Source organism: Sphingomonas sp. CARO-RG-8B-R24-01 (assembly GCF_022662295.1).
In the GTDB taxonomy this organism is placed as follows: Bacteria; Pseudomonadota; Alphaproteobacteria; order Sphingomonadales; family Sphingomonadaceae; genus Sphingomonas.
In genome coordinates this window covers 1-16,900 of record NZ_JAKNQI010000011.1, presented here as the reverse complement: position 1 = coordinate 16,900, position 16,900 = coordinate 1, and the positions used below count along the sequence as shown (strand labels likewise).

Here is a 16,900-nt window from a genome sequence, read left to right as displayed (position 1 = left end):
ATGGAAGCGACGGATTTGCTGAAACGCTGCGTTCAACCGGTATAATCCGGGCAGAAGGTCGAGCAGTATGAGAACAATTTTGGCAGCACGTCTAATGGCAACGGTTGCCCTGTTATGTTTGGCAGCTTGCGGAAGCGGCGGTGATGCCACTTCAGCGCCGGTCACGGTCATACCGGTCGCGACGCCGACGCCGACGCCCACACCCGCTCCAAATCCGACCCCTACGCCCGTTGCAACACAGGCCGTCGGCGTCTCCGGACTTCACATGACGCTCAATGGCCAGACTTGGCTACCGCGCAGCGTTGTGATCCGCGGGTTTGTCGCGACATCGTCCTATCTCCAGATCAATGCACCGGGAACGTACAAGGGAACCGTAAACTTTGGGCCGGCAGAGCTTGCGGCCGCGTCTGCGTTCGGTGCCGACACTCTGCGCTTCCAGGTCAGTCAGCCATCTTTAGACCCGCAATCGCCGCTTTATGACGCAGCGTATGCCGCAAGTGTCCCTACAGCCATACAGCAGGCGCGTAGCGCTGGCTTCATCGTCATGATTTCGATGCAGGATGAGACCAACAGCGGCGAGACGGGATTCAATCCGTTCGCCAGCGCCGAGACGGTGCGAGACTGGGACTTGCTCAACGCGGTGTTCGGCGCAGATCGCGGCGTGCTGTACGAACTTTACAACGAGCCGCGCCCGGCAAAGAGCGACGCGAACTGGGCACTATGGGCCAATGGCGGGACCAACGCCCCGGGCGCGAGCGATCCCGTCGCGGTTGGCATGCAACCGCTGCTCGCGCATCTGCGGGCAGCCGGCAGTCAGAATGTGATGGTGCTCGATGGCCTGGGGATTGGACGCACGCTCGACGGGGTGCCAACGATCAGCGATCCGCTCAGCCGCGTGGTCTACGCGGTCCACCCGTATCAACGCGGCAGCGACGATGAGAGCAATTGGGATGTGGATTTTGGCGTTCCCAGCAGCAAGCTGCCGGTATGGGCGGATGAATGGTCCGCGGGATTCGGTTCCGATATCGGTCTCGGCAATCTGACAAGCGATCAGGTTGCGGTCGACTTGCTGAACTACCTGCGCGCGCATTCGATACCGCTCGGTGGCGGCGCATTCGACGTACCCGGCGTAATGACCCAGACCGTGCCCGGTTGGACTCCGACAAATTACGATGGATCGACACCCGCGAATCCGATGGGCAATTCGGGCCAGCTCGTCCACACACTCTTTACGACGAATTACGGCCGTCCGCTCACGGCTGCGGACGGACTTTGAAGAACGGCGGGGCGTTTGAAAGCGCCCCGCCGTTTTTTCAGCGATAGCGCCAGCCGCCATGCCAGCCATAGCGATGGCCCCAATAGCGTCCGCCATGCCAATAGCCCCGGCCGGGATAGAACACTCCGATCGCCGGGCCGCGCGGGCCATAGCCGTAGCCATTTGGAACGCAACGACCATAGCCGCCACGATGAAATCCTCGACCGCACCCTTGAGCGGCGTCAGCGGTGGAGGCCGCGCCGAGCGCGGTCGCGGCGGCAAGCGCAACGAGAATATACTTTTTCATGATGACCTCTCATTTGCTACGCACCCAGCATCCGCTGGATGAACGTTTAACGAGACAAGCGCGGTTTTCCGTCGCGCAACGCGTTAAAAATTCATCACTGTACGACCGCCCGGGCGTCTCGAACACAGCGAAAACCGATATGGCCGGTGCTGCTGTCGGGCGTGCTGGCGCTGCGTGCCCCGACCCGGTAGCGGTTGCAATAAGACGGGTGACACAGATGCGAGCCTCCCCGCAGCACCCGCCGATCACCGGTGACCGGCCCGCGCGGATTGTCGCGCGAGGCGAACAGGTGATGCCCCGGATCGAACCAGTCGGCGCACCAATCCCATACGTTGCCCGCCATGCCGTACACGCCGTAACCGTTGGGCGAAAACTCTCGCACAGGGCCGGTACCGGCCGGCGGAGCACCGGGTTCACGGCCCGGAAATGGTCCTTCCCAGATCCGACAGCGTCGCGCACCGTTCGGCATGAAAGCATTACCCCAGGGATAGCGCTGCTGGTCGAGACCACCGCGAGCAGCGCACTCCCATTCCGCCTCGGTCGGCAACCGCTTCCCTGCCCAGCGCGCGTAAGCGACCGCGTCGTGCCAGGAAACGTGCACTACGGGATGATCCGCGAGACCCGAGATATCGCTTGAGGGGCCGGATGGATGACGCCAGTCGGCACCATGGATCGCAGACCACCACGGCGCCTGCTCTACCACCGCACCGTCCTCACGGGTTTCGCCAACGAAGACGAATGACCAGCTCAGCCGCTCGGCATCCGTGACATAGCCGCTCTCCTCGACGAAGCGCGCATAGGAGGAATTGGTTACCGCAGTCGCATCGATAAGGAAGGGATCAAGCCGCACCGCGCGTATTGGTCCCTCCCCATCGCCCGGAAATCCAAGCGGATCATCGGACCCCATGCGGAAGATGCCGCCGGGAATTTCCACCATGGCGTCGTCCGCGTCCGGTGAAGCCGCGGCACATATATTGGCCCGATGCGGAACGCCTCCCGAACGATCGGGGATGCAGCAGCTGGCCGGCATTCAGGTCGGGAAGTCGGAGATGTGCAACGCAGCCTGTGCCAAGGGGAATGGGTCTTCTGCGGAGCGCAGCCACTCTGCGATCAACGTGTCAAAACCCACCATCAGCGCCTGCTGCGCAGGCTCGCGGACCAGGTTCTTCATCTGGAACGGGTCGGCGACATTGTCGTAGAGGCACCAGCGGCCGGTCTCAGCCACGGCATAGGTATGCGTATCGGTGCGCAAGCCACGATATGTCGGCTGGTTGATGAACTCATGTCCAGTTCGCTCGCCTGCCCCTGCCGAGCGATCCTGGGCTGGTGCGGACTCACCGCCGTCACCGTCTTCACCGCCGGATTGCAGACTACCAGATGTTTGCGGCATCTGATTCATCAGGAACACCGCCGGTGATGCTGTGACGTTGCCGCCGCGCATCACCGCCGACAAGTCACGTCCTGCGCAGTGGCGTGGTACGGGAAGGCCTGCCAGCCCGCACAGCGTCGGATAGATGTCGATCGCGGCGAACAGCGTGTCAGAGGCACCGCCCTTTGGTGTCACACCGGGGTATCGAACGAAGAACGGGACCCGACATGATTCCTCGAAAGGAACTTGTTTCGCCATCCGGCCCTGCGAGCCCATCATGTCGCCATGGTCGGACGTGTAAACCACGATAGTGTCCTCCGCCACGCCGCTTGTTTCGAGGGCGGAGAGCAAACGGCCGAACTCCGTGTCGACCCCTGTTATCGCGCCGTAATAGCCCTGCATTGCCTCGCGCAATGGCTCGGAGCCTGTAAGGGGCCGCGCCTCGCCGGTGACGGCTTTTCCTTGCAACGGAAAGGCGACATTCGGGCGCATCTTAAGCTGGTCCGGTGGATACCGATTGGCATCCTGCGCTGGCGGATTGTAGGGCGGGTGCGGCGGGTTCCACGAAACCATCAGCATCCACGGCTTGGTCGCGCTATGCTGGCGCTCGAAAAATGCGACCGCCTGATCGGTCATCGTCGTGCAATTCCAGCCCTCTGGCTCAACGCGAGCACCCGTATCCGGGTCATAGGTCCAGGAACGATAGTGCGCGTTGGTCCGCTCCCACACATGCCAGTCGTCGAACCCCTGGCGGTCCGGGCCCGCCGGGATAAACGCCGCCCCGCGGCCTTGGAGATGCCATTTGCCGACATAACCCGTGTGATAGCCGGCATCACGAAACACTCTGCCAAGTGAAATTTCGTTCGATTGAAGCGCGACGTTGTTGTGGGTTAGCCCCGTCTGGTAGGGCCAGCGCCCGCTCATCAGGATACCGCGATAAGGCGTGCAGAGCGGATAGTTCGAGACGCACCGATCCATCGAGAAATTTGCGTGACGGAACGCGTTGAGGTGCGGGGCGGCCGCCTGGTTGAAGGGCTCGCCGGGCAGCGAGGCCGCGCGATGCTGATCGCTGAAAACATAAAGCAAGTTGGGATGGCGGCGCGGAGCCGCCGCGCCCGGTTCGGCGACCGTGATCGCGGCTACAGCGGCGCCGGCCTGAAGAAAGTCACGACGGTTCATAAGCCCTGCTCCTGTCGCCAAGCGTGCCGGGGCGGCGAACCACCCCGGCTTTATGGCTCAATAATGGCGTCGGTTGTGCTTGCTATTGTAGATATGAGCACTGGCGCGGTTCTGACGGCTCTCGAGGCGTGCGCGCTGATTGCCATTGAGATGTCCGCCATTGTTGGCTCGCATCCGCGCTTCGGACGCATTGATCCGACCTTGCTGGCGCTCGTCGCGGACCGCCTCGCCCGCAGTGAGTCGTCCACTTGCAACGCCCTGGTTGATGCGCTCCTGCTGGCGCCCCTGGCGTTGGTTGACGCTCTGTGCCTGTGCGGCACCAGCCAGCGTTAGAGCGGCGGTCAGGGCAACAGCAAAACGTAGTTTCATCATCTTGGATCTCCTTGATACCGCTTCTTCAACGCAGCACCCGCCCCTTTCCGTCGCGGGAATTTTTAAGTTTTGCCATTTCCCGTCTTCGCAATTTCGAACCAATACTAAGCAAGCTGATGCTCCGGCTGTGGGATCGCTGGCGAAACATCCTGGCCATAGGAGTGGGCGGTTCGGCTGGAAGGAACCGCTTCCCGCCGTTCAGCGCTTTCGAATGGCGTCCAGAAAGTATCATTCGTTCATGGCCAGCCGCTGCCGCCATCGCTATGCGTTTTCAAGCGGCAGTAATGGGATATGGTAGATTGCACGATATCGACGAAGCGGACTTCATCGTTCGGCAGCGCGAGCCATTTAACGCCGAACCACGCTCGCAGCGCCTGATCGAGCAGTATGTCACGCCGCAGTCGCTACTCTACGTCCGCAGCCACGGCGCCACCCCCCAACTTGACGAAGATCACGCGCTTGAGGTCAGTGGCGCTGATCTGCGTACCGCCACCCTCACCCTCGCCGATCTGAAGGCTAGCTTTCCAGAACGGCGCATTATTTCTGCTATGCAATGCGCGGGTAACCGCCGCGCCGACCTTCAGTCAGTGCGCAAAACCAACGGCGACCCGTGGGATGTCGGTGCGATCGGCAACGTCGATTGGACAGGCGTCAGCCTTGCCGACGTGTTGCTCGCTCTGGGCGTCGGTGACCGCCGCGACGGTTATGTGGTTTGCACCGCCGCCGACGTGGACGAGATCGACGGCGAGACGCACCCCTATGGCATTTCGATCTCGCTAAAGCGCGCTATGGCGGGCGATGTGCTGATCGCGTGGGCGATCGGCGGTGAGCCGCTGAGCCCGGCACACGGCGCACCTATGCGGCTAGTCGTGCCTGGTTACGCCGGGGTGCGAAGCGCCAAGTGGCTGACCCGGATCGAGCTACGCGATGAACCCAGCGACGCGCCGATCCAAGCCAAGGACTACAAGCTGTTCCCGCCAGACGAGGACGGTAGTGATGTCGACTGGAGAACCGGACTCGTGATTGAGGCCATGCCGGTTAACTCAGCCATCTGCGATCCACGTGACGGCGACACGCTCCCCGCTGGGATGGTCACGATTTACGGCTACGCGCTCGCTTATGGCCGCCGGGTCGCGCGCGTCGACTTGTCACTTGATGGTGGCGCTTGTTGGGTCAGAGCCCAGTTCATCGACGAAGATGCCGCTCCGGACGCCTGGCAGCGCTGGCAATGCACCGCGGAATTGGCGCCCGGAAGACATCAGCTGGTGGTGCGTGCTATTGACGAGGCCGGACAGTTACAACCCGAGTGCGCGCAAGACGTTTGGAATTTCGCCGGCTATCTGTCGACAGCATGGCATCGCATCACCGTTGATGCGCAATGACCCAGTTGCAGACACTCAGGCCGCCCTCCCCGCTCCCCAACTTATGCCATTCATTCATGTTTCGCATCGGGTCCGAAGGCCGAGGCCGCTCCCGGTGGTAAACGGCGAGATCTGGGACTTAGCCGTCATTCTCGACTGCCGTGGCCAACGACAGCTTCCGGCAGGAGCGGCCATTTACGCGGTCGCCATGCCGTAGGTCTGAACGGGCAAACCTGGCCTTTGAACGACGGGCAGGTCTCAGGTGGAGAGCAGCGACAGCTGCCTAGATCAATGCCGTCGAGCCTTTCGATGCAAAAATCCGGCCGGCAGTCTCGCGCGCCTCGTTAGCGTTAACCGCATGACACTCTGCTGAGAAAGCCATGATCAAGAAGCGGCATTGCTGAGTCGGAGGCTACGACTTCGCGCTTGAACTCTGCACGGCATAGTCTCATCCTGCTTACTTAGTGCGTACGGTCGCCGACTCGGGATTGAAGGTGTCTGTGAAATGCCCTGCACAGCGCATCAGTATGACGTTTTCATCAGCTATGCTCATCTCGACAACGAGCCGGAGGAGGGGGCGAACGGTTGGGTCACCGACTTCGTCCGACGCCTGCGACGTGCGCTAAACGCTTATCTTGGCGCGGAAGCCGAGATATTTTTCGATACTATTGTTAATTCGGGCAACGTCACTCTCGAAGCGCTCGAACGCGCCGCGGCCAACTCGGCCATCCTCATCGGCATCGGATCGCCCTCTTATGCGGCGCGGCCATGGCTGAAAAAAGAGCTCGACGCTTTCCGCGCCACGTGCACGGACAATGAGCGGCTGTTCCTGATCGAGCGGCTGCGCGTGCCGAAGACGCCCGGCTACCCGCCGCCGATGAATCGCAAAATCGGCAAGCGCTTCTGGGAGCAAAAGGAGTTCGAGGCCGCCGACGTACCGATCAGTGCTACCGACCCACGCTATAATGCGATGGTGCTTGACGTCGCCAAGCGTGTGCAGGAGCAGCTGGAACCGCTGCGGACCGATAGGAACGCGAAGCTCGCCGCTGGCGTCGCCACAGGTGACAAGCCGGCCCAGCGCGTGTTGATTGCCCAAGGCACGGACGACGTCGTCGACCAGATCGACGAGGTACGCCGGTATCTCCAGCAATTTCCGGAGTTCGTGACAGTGCTTCCCGCGGACGAGTATCCGCAGGGTGGCGCCGAGTTCGCCGCCGCCTTCGCTAAGGATCTCGCGACCGCGGACTTCTTCGTGCAACTGCTCGGCAACGCCGCGGGCCGCAGAACGTGGGGGATTGAACAAGGCTATACGCGTTTCCAGCTGGAGGAAGCGCAGAAGGCCAAGGTCCCGGTGGTACAGTGGCGCTCAACGCACCTCCGCCCCGAGGCAATCACTAACGAGGCCTACCGCAGCCTAGTCGAGGAACCGAAGGTGGTGGTGAGCGGGCTCGAGGAGTTCAAGGCGGCGCTGCTGGAGCGCGCGCGGACACCAGTCGCTGTCGCCGAGCGGACGCCTAGCCAGGTGTTCGTCAACACCGATCGCGACAACGTCGTCACCGCCCGCAGCGTCCGACGCCAGTTCGAGGAGGCCAAATATACCGTCTCGATGCCGCTACTGGAGGGCTCGACCGGTGAGGCGCGCAAGCATCTCTATACGCAATTCAACGATTGCGGCGTGATCTTCTTCGTGAACGGCTCCGACGATCCGGCGTGGCTCGACACCCAGAAACGCACGTTCGATACGATCAGCCGCAAGCGAGCGAAGCCGCCACGCTCGGCGGTAGTCTGCACCGTTCCGCCGGGCGAGCGGCCCGCCGAGGATTTCCTGGGCAAGCTGCTTAAGGAGATCGATTGCAGTGCCGGATATGACAGCGCGCTGGTGCGCGACTTCATCAAGACCCTGGTGCCATGATCGCCGGCGAGACGGCGACGGAAGTCGAGCTGCTCGCGGTCAGTCCCTCGTCGTCCGGCTCCGTCCCTTACCCGGGCCTGCGCGCATTCCGCCGCGACGAAAGCCCATTGTTCTTCGGCCGCGACACCTCGATCGACGCAATGGTCGACCGCTTGGCGACAACGCGCTTCCTGGCCGTGCTCGGCCCGTCCGGCAGTGGCAAATCCTCGCTCGTCCGTGCAGGTCTATACGACGCGCTGAAGCTCGGGCTGCATCCCAGCCTCGGCGGGCGGTGGCAGATCGCCGAGTGCAATCCGGGGCGACGACCGATCTCCAACCTTGCCGCGGCGCTGGCGCGATCGGCGCATGGGAATGCCGACCACGACGTCGACCTACTGGCCGCGCAGCTGGGCCGTGGGCCGCGTGGCCTCGCGGAGGTTGCCGGCTCGGAGACGTTGTTCCGGAAGGGCTGGAACATCCTCATCGTCGTCGACCAGTTCGAGGAGCTGTTCCGCTTCCGCGATTATGGCGAGCGCGAGGAGACGGAAGCCTTCGCCGCCCTGCTGATGGAGACGGTGCAGCTCGACCTGCCGCTCCAAGTGGTAATCACGATGCGCTCCGAATATCTCGGCGCCTGCTCGCTCTTTCCCCGATTGGCCGAGCAGATCAGTGCGGGCAGTTTCCTGACGCCACGGATGACGCGCAACGAGTGCCTGGAAGCGATTGAGGGACCCTCGGCGGTGGCGGACTGCGCGCTCACCGAAGACCTGATCGCTGCGGTGCTGAACGACATCCAGTGCTTCGCGCCGTTCGAAAGCTCGGCCAACGTCGATCAGGCGGAAGTGCTGGCGCACCAGGCGGACCAGTTGCCGCTGATGCAGCATGTGCTGAACCGAATGTGGCGCAGCGCAAAGGACCAGCCCGGGCGGGAGCCGCTGGAGCTCAACCTGGACGACTATAACGCTGCAGGCAAGCTAAGCGGCGCGATCGAGCGGCACGGCGAGGACGTGCTGAAGGCGCTTGAACAGGAGTGCGGTCCTCGGATCGACCGGGTGGTCGAGCAGGTATTTCGTGCATTGTTCGACGGGCCGAGCCTGAGCCTGGCGGTGCGCCGTCCGCGCAAGGTGGAGAAACTGATTGCGGCGGGAGGAGGCGAAGGCCGCCGCGCCGACGTGCTCGCCGTGATTGAGGCATTCCGCGCCGATGATTGCAGCTTTCTCCGCACGTCCGAGCCGGAACTCGACGATCAGGTGGTGGTGGACCTCAGCCACGAAAGCCTGATCCGGCGCTGGCCCAAGCTCGCCGAATGGTTCGCCGCCGAGAGTGAGACCGACCGCTTGTGGCAGCGGCTGGCAGATGCGGCTGAGGACCATCGCTCCGACCGGCCGGCATTCGCGACCGGCGCCGCGTTGGAGCGCTTCCGGGATTGGTGGGAGCGGGAGCAGCCGTCGCGTTTCTCCGCCGAGCGATACGGCAAGGATTATGACGCGCTGTCGCAATTCCTGGCGGGCAGCGTCGAGGAAGCGCGGCGCGTCGCCGAGCAGCGTGAGGCCGAAACCAAGGCCGCGGCGGAGGAGCGCGAGAAGAAGCGCCAGGGCGAGGCGGAGCGCAAGCTGCAGGAGCGAGAGGCCGAGGCGCGGCGGGAGCAGGAGGAACGGTGGCGCAAGGTGCGCCGCCGCATCGGCTACGCCGCGGGCATCGCGGTAGCGCTCTTCATTGGCGCCGCCATCGTGAACTGGCAACTTGCCCGCAGGAATGACGAGCTGAATGTGACGCGCCAGCAACTAGTTCTTGCCACCCTCAGCTCACAGCGAGCGGCCCTTATGTTTGTAACGCAGCTTTGTGGCCGAGTCGATGAAAAGGACCGCGAGCAATGCGCTGCCAGCTATCTGCGCCAGATCGAGAAGGCCGCCAAGACAACGGCTGTGACCGCGCTGCCGACCCAACAAGCCACAGGTGAGGGCGGCACGGCCGCTCCATCTCAGATCATCGTCGGTTCTCGGAGGTGAATAGATGAAGCCTTTTGCTCGCGCCGTGGTGGTAGCGCTGTTGCTGCTCGCGCCCACTGCCGCCCTTCCGCAAGTGCCGCCGCATCAGCCGGGGACTATTTGTTACACGCCCCTCGTCTGGTGCTGGATGCCGCGGATCTCGCAGCCGGGCTCAACCTGTTTCTGCCCGGGTCCGCAAGGGCCGATCCTCGGCGTCGTCAATTGAGCGCGTCTGGCTTCTGCCTGGCTGCGGCGGCGCTGCTTGTTTCGAGCGAGGCCGCCGCAGCCAGCGCCCTCGCGCGCGACAGCTGCAAGCTCACACTTCCCGGCGGCTGGACCTTGAGCGGCGACAAGGCGAAGCTCGCCGACGGCTCAGCCGCGACCCTGGAAGTGACGTTCGATCCGGACGCCTTCGTCGCGGTCTTGAAGCAGCGGTCCAATGCCACGGTGGAGGCGCATGACCAGAGCACGATTGTGTCCATATCGCGGAACGGGGTAATCAGCGAGGTGCATGGTGTCTCCAGCGGTGTCGCGGGGACGGGCAAAGCCTGCCACGTCGAGATCAGCGTCGCCCGTCCCGCAAGCATCGGTGCGGCCCGGGCATTGGCGGCCGCGGTCCGCCACCCATGAGCGCGCTTGCCGAGCGGATGGCGCGGCCCGGACCCAAGAAGCTGCTGGCGATCGACGGCGGCGGTATCCGCGGCGTGCTTGCGCTCGAGATATTGGCGAAGATCGAAGCAGAACTGCGTGCGGCGAGCGGCAACGCCGACTATCGCCTTGCTACCTATTTCGATGCGATCGCGGGGACGAGCACCGGCGGCATCATCGCCGCTGGGCTAGCGCTTGGCATGAGCGTGTCCGAGCTCCTCGACTTCTACGTCGACAGTGGCGCGGCGATGTTCCAGCGCTCAGGCCTCCTGCGCCGCGTCCGCTACAAATTCGTCGACGAGCCGCTCGCGGCGAAGCTGAAGGAGACGTTCGGCGATCGGACGCTGGGCTCGGCCGATCTGAGAACCGTGCTGATGCTGGTGATGCGCAACGCAACGACCGACTCGCCCTGGCCGGTGAGCAATAATCCCTACGCTTACTATAATCGGGACCTCTCCCAATCGTGGTGCAACCTCAACTTGCCCTTGTGGCAGCTCGTGCGCGCCAGCACCGCGGCGCCGACCTTCTTTCCGCCGGAGAAGATCATTGTCGGCGATCGTTCGTTCCTGTTCGTGGACGGCGGCGTTACCATGTACAACAATCCGGCGTTCCAGCTTTTTCTGATGATGACGGTGGACGCCTACTGGCGCGCTGCGCCGGCAGGGGTGGCGCCGTGGCGCGCGAACGTGGGCGACATGCTGCTCGTTTCGGTGGGTACCGGCACCAGTCCCGGCGCCAACGACCGGTTGGATGCAGAGGACATGACGCTTCTGTTTAACGCCTCGACCATCCCCTCCGCGCTCATGTTTTCTGCCTTGCAGGAGCAGGATGCACTATGCCGCGTCTTCGGCGATTGCCACGCCGGTGACCAGATCGATCGCGAGCTCGGCACGCTGATCGGATCGGAGGGGCCGCTCGGTCGCAAGCTGTTCCGTTACGTGCGCTACAATGCGGAACTGACAGCAGGCGGCCTCCAAGCGCTTGGCTGCGGTGACATTGATCCCGCGCGCGTGCAGCGGCTCGATTCCGTCGCGGCGATCCCCGAACTCAGGCGCGTCGGCCGCGCTGTGGCTGAGCGGAAGCTCCATGCCGAGCACCTCGGTCTCGCTCGTTTCGCGCCTTAAATGACGGTGCTGGCGCTCGCCGGGCGACGCGTTGATGCGGCCGATGCCCCAAACCCCGCGCTGCCGCTCGCCAACATTGCGCTCGTACGCGATCGGCTGGCGGCGTTGATGGACGAAGAGCGCGTCGAGCGGCTGGTCTGTTCCGCCGCCAACGGCAGCGACCTGATTGGCCTCGGGCTGGCGATGGCGCGCGGGGTGGTGTTCACGATAGTGCTGCCCTTCGCGCCGGCAATCTTCCGGCGGCGCTCGGTCGATGACAGACCAGGGAGCTGGGGTGACATCTTCGAACGTGCAACGGGTGCCGCAAAGGCCCGGGGTTCGCTGATCGTCGTCAATGCGGCGCAGGGCGACGAAAACGCCTATGCAGCGGCGAACGCCACGATCATCAAGGCAGCTGAAACCGCCGGCGGCACCGTGCTCGCGGCGGTGGCGTGGGAAGGCCATGCGCGCGGGGAGCACGATCACACCGCAGCCTTCCTTGATGCAGCGATAGCCCGCGGCCACCGCACCCGGTCGATCCTGACGATCGGCTGAGTAGCGGCTTCCCGGCAAACGGCACCATCTTGCAGCGACCCGGATGAACGAACGACCGGCTCGATAAACGGCAACTCTCATCACCAACGGCTTAGCTGGCACAAAGCAAGCTGGCAGCCTAATGCTGGTCTAACGGCGGCTTTCGACAGGAGCGGACGCTCACCTGTTCGCCGACCAATGTCTTGATCTGGTCGAGAGCCGCCGGCGGCGGCTTGGCGGCGCTTACCCACATCCGGCCATTCAAGGGCACCTGAGGCCTTCCTGGAAAGCGGTCGCTCGTTCATCTTCGATCCCATGCCTATATCTAGGCAACCAGCGGCAGAAGGAACGCGCTCATGATGTCCGCCGCCCGGCGCTGGCGCAGGATGCGGGCGTTGCGAATTTCCTCATCATCGCCGCTGCCGGCTGCTTCCTCAAACAAGGCATAAGCGACTGGACCGTAGCGCCGATAGCTCTCGTCGGGTTTGGGATCGATAAAGCGCGAAGCGAGACGGTTATGCCCGCAACGCTCGCCTGGCTCGACGCGCACGGAATCAATTAACCTACAATTGGGTTTAGCGGACCTCCATGCGATGTGTGGCGGTTGGCAACTGCAGGAAGGTGCAGCGCCGCCCGAGAAACGCTTCGGTGATCACCCGGGCGGTCAGGCTATGCTGGCTCGGTTTGACTGTTGTGAAGCTGCCGCCGCCTGCGAGCGCGAACGGCAACAGCAACTGGTCGGCGAGATATGGTCCTGCGAAGGCATCCGACGCGAGATACCCAGCCATCCGCGCGGCGGCGGTCTTTGCGACATGCTCGGCCGAAACGCCGAGTTTAGGCAAGACGTTCGACTATCTGGTCGTGACTCATCACGGCGCCGACTTCACCGGCACGGTGCCAGCAACCACTCCGACAGCGAACCGGGGGATCATCTCGATCGGCTACAAGAATATCTACAAGCACCCGCGCGCCAGCGCGATTAAACTGCACACGACTGCCGGCTGGGTCATGGAACGAACCAGCAAGACGACCTCCACCGCGCGCGGCGACAAAGTGCTGACCTGACAATCGCGGGTCTGGCATCGAAGCGATATCGCGATAGTACAAGGATAATGATCGGCGATCCTGCGGGTCGAGCCCGCGCAGACTATTCAGTGCGCTTAGTATTGATAAGCCGCGGGTATTACGCCGAACGCGTAGGAAACTGATGACGACGCTTCGCGACAAGCGAAGCGGTATGGCTTCGATCCGCTACGGGCACGTGGCGGGATTTGCGATCTTGGGATCGCCATCGCTGACTGTCGCCAGCACGCTGTAGGGCACGCCATAATCGGCCGAGAGCGCAGCTTTGTTGGCTGCGGCCTGCAGCTGTCGAACCGAGCCAGATTGCGAGATACGGTCGGTAACTTTGCTCGTGGCGTCTAGCGCACAATAATTGACCACTGCCACCTTTGCTTTGGCCAGCGCGTCACCGTAGCCGCCCTCGTTGTCCAGCGCAGTCTTCTGGTTTGCGAGCTGCGTCGCGGGATCAATCGCGTTCTTAAGCGCGGTATCGATTGCTGGCCGGGCGGCCGTGAACACGCTTGCCACGAACGCGACGAACTCCTTGGTCGGCCGGCTCTCGACTACGGTCACCGTTGCCGTGAATGGGAACGGCTCGTTAGGCACCGGCGCGCCAGATGCCGCCTCGGCAGCGGCCGCCGGAGCGGGCGTCGTCGTGGCCACCACCGCAGCGTCAGGCGCGGTGGCCGGCGCGCTCTCGGTTGCGTGCCCGGTGCCGCTCGAAACAGGATCGGCCGACTTCGTCGCCCTCGCCGCGGCCGCGCCGGAGCCGTTGTTGGCGCCGATTGTGGCGAACCATGCGGCCTCATGCGCGAAATGCCCGTCAGGCATCGAGCGATAGGTATCCTGCTTGCCAATCGCCCGATTCTCGAGGAGCACAACGCTGCCGGTGTCCTGCCCGCTCGGACGGCTGAACTTGACGGCGATCGAAAGCCCGCGCGACCCGCTCGTGCCGCCGTCCATCGACTTGGCGATCCAGGTGTAGGCCGGCGTGAACGTCAACGCCGTCTGATTTCGGGAAGGCGCGATCGACAGCTCGATATAGTGGGAGAGCTCGTAAACGTCCGGCAACGTGCCGGCAACGCAGTTGCCGGTCGTGTCGCGAACCAAGATGGTCGGCACCGGAGTGCCGCCAACCGATACCGGCTCGACGGTCGGCAAGGCCACCTCGGTCTTCGCCTTCTCGGTATGCTCGAAGTTGCCGCGAATCACAATCAGGCATTGCGGCAGATCTTGGTTGTAGAGCTCGAAATTGGCGCTCGCGATGCTTGCGGGCAGGTTACCGCCTTCCGATCCCTTCTGAAGCGCCGTCCCGAAATTATCGAGCAGCTTGCCCGCGGCGCCGAGCACGATCGCTGCTATCAGTGGTGCGAAATTCTTGCCCTGCCGTGAGGCATGCGGACATGGCGCATAGCTCACGAGCAAACGGGTCTCGGCGGGATGTTGATAGGTCAGCGGCCTCAACCCAGGCAGACCGTTGGCACACCCCGACAGCAACAAGCTCGCCGTCACCGTTCCCGCTGCAATCGTGCGCATGCCCGCTCCCTTCTCAGCCGTGATTGTTCCTTGCTTGCGCCTCGAGCGCCGCGATGCGCGTGACCATCGCCGCATCCGCTAGTTCGCCGCCTTCATCGAACGGACCCCCGCCGTCGAAGCTATCGGTATGAAGCCCCGCGACCGAAGCGGTCGGGGGAGATTGGGAGAAAACTGGCGCCCCACTATCGCCTTTACCGGCCGCGAGCGCGTAGCGCAGCTTGTTACCCTGCACCTGCGCGGCACCGGTAGCGCCGGTTAGTTCACCGAAATAACCGAAGGCATAGCCTGCGAGAGCGATTTTCGGCTGGGGCGCGCCATTGAGCGTGAGCCCCGCAGCGCTCGACGGCGCGGTGATGAGCACGGCGAAGTCGCGCTGCGTGTCCCACGCCCAACTTCGTGCCGAGACCGATTGCACCGGATTGCGCTTCGCATCGTATCCCGCAAACGCACCGACCGCCGTCGGTTGCGCCATGAGAATGTTGTGTGCAGCGGTGACGACGACGTCGGGCTTAATAAAGAATCCGGTCGCAAACCCCTTGTAGACGCCATTCACGTAAAAGCATAGGAACGCAATCGACCGCGCTGGCTCTTGTTTCGGATCGGGTACGTCGTTTCGCGTGAGCTGCTTGCCCAGGCGTAAAATTGACTTCAGAAAATTGCTCAACGGCCGATGTGGCGCGTCAGCAGGCGCGATCTGTTCGAAATGAGCGGAACCGGACGTATCCTCGGCCATCTCAGTTTTCCCCCGCGTAGCTGTATAGATCAAAACGCCCTGTCTGTCCTCATCCGATTAGCGCCGGAGTGGAAGCTATCGATGTGGCAGAGGTGGAACCTGGCGTAGGACCGTAGAGCGCTCTTAGGCCGTTAAGCCGCACGCGCATAGTAGACGGCGGTGAAATAGCGGCGACTGTCGGGATCTCGGTGAAGGAAGTGCCGCCGAGGTTAGCGTTGCGGTGGCGCACCGCCTGGCCGCGACGCCGCGTCCGCCGATGCAATGACCCACAATGCGACATTCCATCTCGTCGATGGCGCCCCCAATACCGGACGCTCATTCATCTGGGCGCTTCGATCGCAGCAGCGGAAGGAGACGCTGATCGTTTTGGGACACAGTGGAAAAGCGGAGGAGCCTGAGCTTGCTGTCAAACTCCGAAGTGATGCCGGTGCGCGAGTGTCCGAGTTTTATCCTTTTAGGCGTCGGGGCGCCGTGCGTCACATTCGTGGCTGCAGCGGCCTTATAAGCATCTGCCAATAGAGCTCAGCCGCCCCTTCCTGGGTTAGCTTGCCGGACCCGCCGCGGTTGCCGCCCATTGCTGCCATGCCCATGCTGATCAGAAACAGGCTCTGGTCGTCCGCTTCGACGTTCAACGCTTCATTGTATCCATTCGTGGACATATCGGACGAGGAATAGGCGATCCCAGAGGAGTATGGACGTTCGCCCATGAATATTGAGCAGCGTGCAATCGACTGCCCGTCACGATAGATGATGGTCGAGAAGCGGTTCGCGTCAATCCGGCGGAAGGTCGCATCGATGCCCGGGTTACGAGCCGTTAGCTCAGTCGCCGAATTCTCGAAGTACCGGGAAATATACTCAAAGGTCTCGAGCTTGAAAGTGTCCTTGTCCCGTTCGGTGAATGTACGGGCCAGAGCCAAGGCACTTGACCGCGGGCCTCTGGTAGATAGCGGCGGCGCCATAATGACAGCTGTTGTCACAGGAGCGACCGGAGCGCTAGTCGGCGACGAGCGACTGCTGAGCCGGTCTGCTGCGCCACGCACGGCCTTCGCAACTTCCAGCAGCGCTTGATCACGATCAGGCGAGGTGGTGATAGCCTTCCCGTCGGGTGGCGTCGCGCTGAGCTTGCCGAAAGGCGTACCATGCCAGTCACATGGGCGAAGAATCACTGGGATGACGACAGCGTCGCCTGCGTCATGTCGCTCCATTGCCCGCCGCATCTCCAGCTCATAGCAATAGTCGGAATCAATGAAGTCGGCGCTGACCAGAAGCAGGATTATGTCGTCTGTCTCGACATGCTGGTCGATCTCGCGAGCAAACTCTTGCCCGGCTCCGATCCGCCGATCATGCCAAGTCTCGATGATCCCCTGCCGCTTTAGGAGCGAGAGCTGTTTCTCCAGCTGGTCCCGCAGCGCTTCGTCAGCGTGCGAGTACGAAAAGAATACCTTGGCCATTTAGCTCCTCCACTCTTTAAGGATAGTGGGGGACGGCCGGGCGGTACACAAGGGGAACAAGGTTTTGCTGATCTCGGCATGGAAACGGTTCGCTAGCCGGAGGCCCGGTAC

At 62.9% G+C, this 16,900-nt stretch carries 17 protein-coding genes; 8 read left to right on the top strand and 9 right to left on the bottom strand.

The genetic code is table 11. The annotated features are described in order from the left end of the window. The first annotated feature begins 94 nt into the window (after window positions 1-94). Window positions 95-1,276 carry a cellulase family glycosylhydrolase gene (locus tag L8G49_RS18555; protein ID WP_242187271.1) on the top strand — a complete coding sequence of 394 codons (1,182 nt, stop codon included), beginning with the start codon at window positions 95-97 and terminating at the stop codon, window positions 1,274-1,276. Between the two features lie 37 nt (window positions 1,277-1,313). Here the strand turns inward: L8G49_RS18555 and L8G49_RS18550 are convergent, their stop codons facing one another. From L8G49_RS18550 to L8G49_RS18535, 4 genes are all read right to left on the bottom strand, one after another. Continuing rightward, window positions 1,314-1,562: a hypothetical protein gene (locus tag L8G49_RS18550; RefSeq protein WP_242187270.1), complete on the bottom strand. Its 249-nt coding sequence runs from the start codon at window positions 1,560-1,562 to the stop codon at window positions 1,314-1,316. Between the two features lie 94 nt (window positions 1,563-1,656). Further along, a complete protein-coding gene (locus L8G49_RS18545) occupies window positions 1,657-2,499 on the bottom strand; it encodes a formylglycine-generating enzyme family protein (protein WP_242187269.1) in 843 nt (280 codons plus the stop codon). A gap of 93 nt (window positions 2,500-2,592) precedes the next feature. Beyond that, window positions 2,593-4,110, bottom strand: a complete 1,518-nt coding sequence (locus L8G49_RS18540) for a sulfatase (RefSeq protein ID WP_242187268.1) — start codon at window positions 4,108-4,110, stop codon at window positions 2,593-2,595. 57 nt (window positions 4,111-4,167) lie between these two features. Beyond that, complete coding sequence (locus L8G49_RS18535) at window positions 4,168-4,482, bottom strand: hypothetical protein (RefSeq protein WP_086011714.1); 315 nt, start codon at window positions 4,480-4,482, stop codon at window positions 4,168-4,170. 11 nt (window positions 4,483-4,493) lie between these two features. Here L8G49_RS18535 and L8G49_RS18530 point away from each other — a divergent pair, with 11 nt between their 5' ends. The 6 genes from L8G49_RS18530 (at window position 4,494) to L8G49_RS18505 (ending at window position 12,028) form a co-directional block, all read left to right on the top strand. Continuing rightward, window positions 4,494-5,864 (top strand): molybdopterin-dependent oxidoreductase, encoded by a 1,371-nt coding sequence (locus L8G49_RS18530; protein WP_242187267.1) that lies wholly within the window; start codon window positions 4,494-4,496, stop codon window positions 5,862-5,864. Window positions 5,865-6,348: 484 nt separating this feature from the next. Then, window positions 6,349-7,755: a TIR domain-containing protein gene (locus L8G49_RS18525; RefSeq protein WP_242187266.1), complete on the top strand. Its 1,407-nt coding sequence runs from the start codon at window positions 6,349-6,351 to the stop codon at window positions 7,753-7,755. Next, window positions 7,752-9,743, top strand: coding sequence for a hypothetical protein (locus L8G49_RS18520; RefSeq protein WP_242187265.1), 1,992 nt, complete (start codon window positions 7,752-7,754; stop codon window positions 9,741-9,743). Before L8G49_RS18525 ends, L8G49_RS18520 begins: the two co-directional genes overlap by 4 nt. A gap of 120 nt (window positions 9,744-9,863) precedes the next feature. Beyond that, window positions 9,864-10,352, top strand: a complete 489-nt coding sequence (locus L8G49_RS18515; RefSeq protein WP_242187263.1) for a hypothetical protein — start codon at window positions 9,864-9,866, stop codon at window positions 10,350-10,352. Next, on the top strand, window positions 10,349-11,494 hold the full coding sequence (locus L8G49_RS18510; protein ID WP_242187261.1) for a patatin-like phospholipase family protein: 1,146 nt from the start codon (window positions 10,349-10,351) through the stop codon (window positions 11,492-11,494). Before L8G49_RS18515 ends, L8G49_RS18510 begins: the two co-directional genes overlap by 4 nt. Further along, the gene (locus L8G49_RS18505) at window positions 11,495-12,028 is read left to right on the top strand and encodes a hypothetical protein (RefSeq protein ID WP_242187260.1); all 534 of its coding nucleotides are present in this window, start codon (window positions 11,495-11,497) and stop codon (window positions 12,026-12,028) included. A 304-nt stretch (window positions 12,029-12,332) separates the two neighbouring features. On the opposite strand, the gene L8G49_RS18500 is transcribed toward L8G49_RS18505, so the two are convergent. Both L8G49_RS18500 and L8G49_RS18495 read right to left on the bottom strand, forming a co-directional pair. After that, a complete protein-coding gene (locus L8G49_RS18500) occupies window positions 12,333-12,557 on the bottom strand; it encodes a hypothetical protein (RefSeq protein ID WP_242187258.1) in 225 nt (74 codons plus the stop codon). A 25-nt stretch (window positions 12,558-12,582) separates the two neighbouring features. Further along, window positions 12,583-12,849: an RNA 3'-terminal phosphate cyclase gene (locus tag L8G49_RS18495; RefSeq protein WP_242187256.1), complete on the bottom strand. Its 267-nt coding sequence runs from the start codon at window positions 12,847-12,849 to the stop codon at window positions 12,583-12,585. 19 nt (window positions 12,850-12,868) lie between these two features. Between L8G49_RS18495 and L8G49_RS18490 the strand changes: the two genes are divergently transcribed. After that, on the top strand, window positions 12,869-13,072 hold the full coding sequence (locus tag L8G49_RS18490; protein ID WP_242187254.1) for a hypothetical protein: 204 nt from the start codon (window positions 12,869-12,871) through the stop codon (window positions 13,070-13,072). A gap of 186 nt (window positions 13,073-13,258) precedes the next feature. On the opposite strand, the gene L8G49_RS18485 is transcribed toward L8G49_RS18490, so the two are convergent. The 3 genes from L8G49_RS18485 to L8G49_RS18475 form a co-directional block, all read right to left on the bottom strand. Continuing rightward, the gene (locus L8G49_RS18485; RefSeq protein ID WP_242187252.1) at window positions 13,259-14,569 is read right to left on the bottom strand and encodes a hypothetical protein; all 1,311 of its coding nucleotides are present in this window, start codon (window positions 14,567-14,569) and stop codon (window positions 13,259-13,261) included. Between the two features lie 49 nt (window positions 14,570-14,618). After that, complete coding sequence (locus L8G49_RS18480) at window positions 14,619-15,338, bottom strand: serine protease (protein WP_242187250.1); 720 nt, start codon at window positions 15,336-15,338, stop codon at window positions 14,619-14,621. A 476-nt stretch (window positions 15,339-15,814) separates the two neighbouring features. After that, the gene (locus L8G49_RS18475; protein ID WP_242187249.1) at window positions 15,815-16,789 is read right to left on the bottom strand and encodes a toll/interleukin-1 receptor domain-containing protein; all 975 of its coding nucleotides are present in this window, start codon (window positions 16,787-16,789) and stop codon (window positions 15,815-15,817) included. Between the last annotated feature and the right edge of the window lie 111 nt (window positions 16,790-16,900).

What these genes read in the sequence shown, in the direction of transcription:
- L8G49_RS18510 (WP_242187261.1), top strand. Translation starts at nt 10,349, where the DNA reads ATGAGCGCGCTTGCCGAGCGGATGGCGCGGCCCGGACCCAAGAAGCTG.
- L8G49_RS18520 (WP_242187265.1), top strand. Translation starts at nt 7,752, where the DNA reads ATGATCGCCGGCGAGACGGCGACGGAAGTCGAGCTGCTCGCGGTCAGT.
- L8G49_RS18475 (WP_242187249.1), bottom strand. Translation starts at nt 16,789, where the DNA reads ATGGCCAAGGTATTCTTTTCGTACTCGCACGCTGACGAAGCGCTGCGG.
- L8G49_RS18555 (WP_242187271.1), top strand. Translation starts at nt 95, where the DNA reads ATGGCAACGGTTGCCCTGTTATGTTTGGCAGCTTGCGGAAGCGGCGGT.
- L8G49_RS18540 (WP_242187268.1), bottom strand. Translation starts at nt 4,110, where the DNA reads ATGAACCGTCGTGACTTTCTTCAGGCCGGCGCCGCTGTAGCCGCGATC.
- L8G49_RS18480 (WP_242187250.1), bottom strand. Translation starts at nt 15,338, where the DNA reads ATGGCCGAGGATACGTCCGGTTCCGCTCATTTCGAACAGATCGCGCCT.
- L8G49_RS18545 (WP_242187269.1), bottom strand. Translation starts at nt 2,499, where the DNA reads ATGGTGGAAATTCCCGGCGGCATCTTCCGCATGGGGTCCGATGATCCG.
- L8G49_RS18525 (WP_242187266.1), top strand. Translation starts at nt 6,349, where the DNA reads ATGCCCTGCACAGCGCATCAGTATGACGTTTTCATCAGCTATGCTCAT.
- L8G49_RS18505 (WP_242187260.1), top strand. Translation starts at nt 11,495, where the DNA reads ATGACGGTGCTGGCGCTCGCCGGGCGACGCGTTGATGCGGCCGATGCC.
- L8G49_RS18550 (WP_242187270.1), bottom strand. Translation starts at nt 1,562, where the DNA reads ATGAAAAAGTATATTCTCGTTGCGCTTGCCGCCGCGACCGCGCTCGGC.
- L8G49_RS18535 (WP_086011714.1), bottom strand. Translation starts at nt 4,482, where the DNA reads ATGATGAAACTACGTTTTGCTGTTGCCCTGACCGCCGCTCTAACGCTG.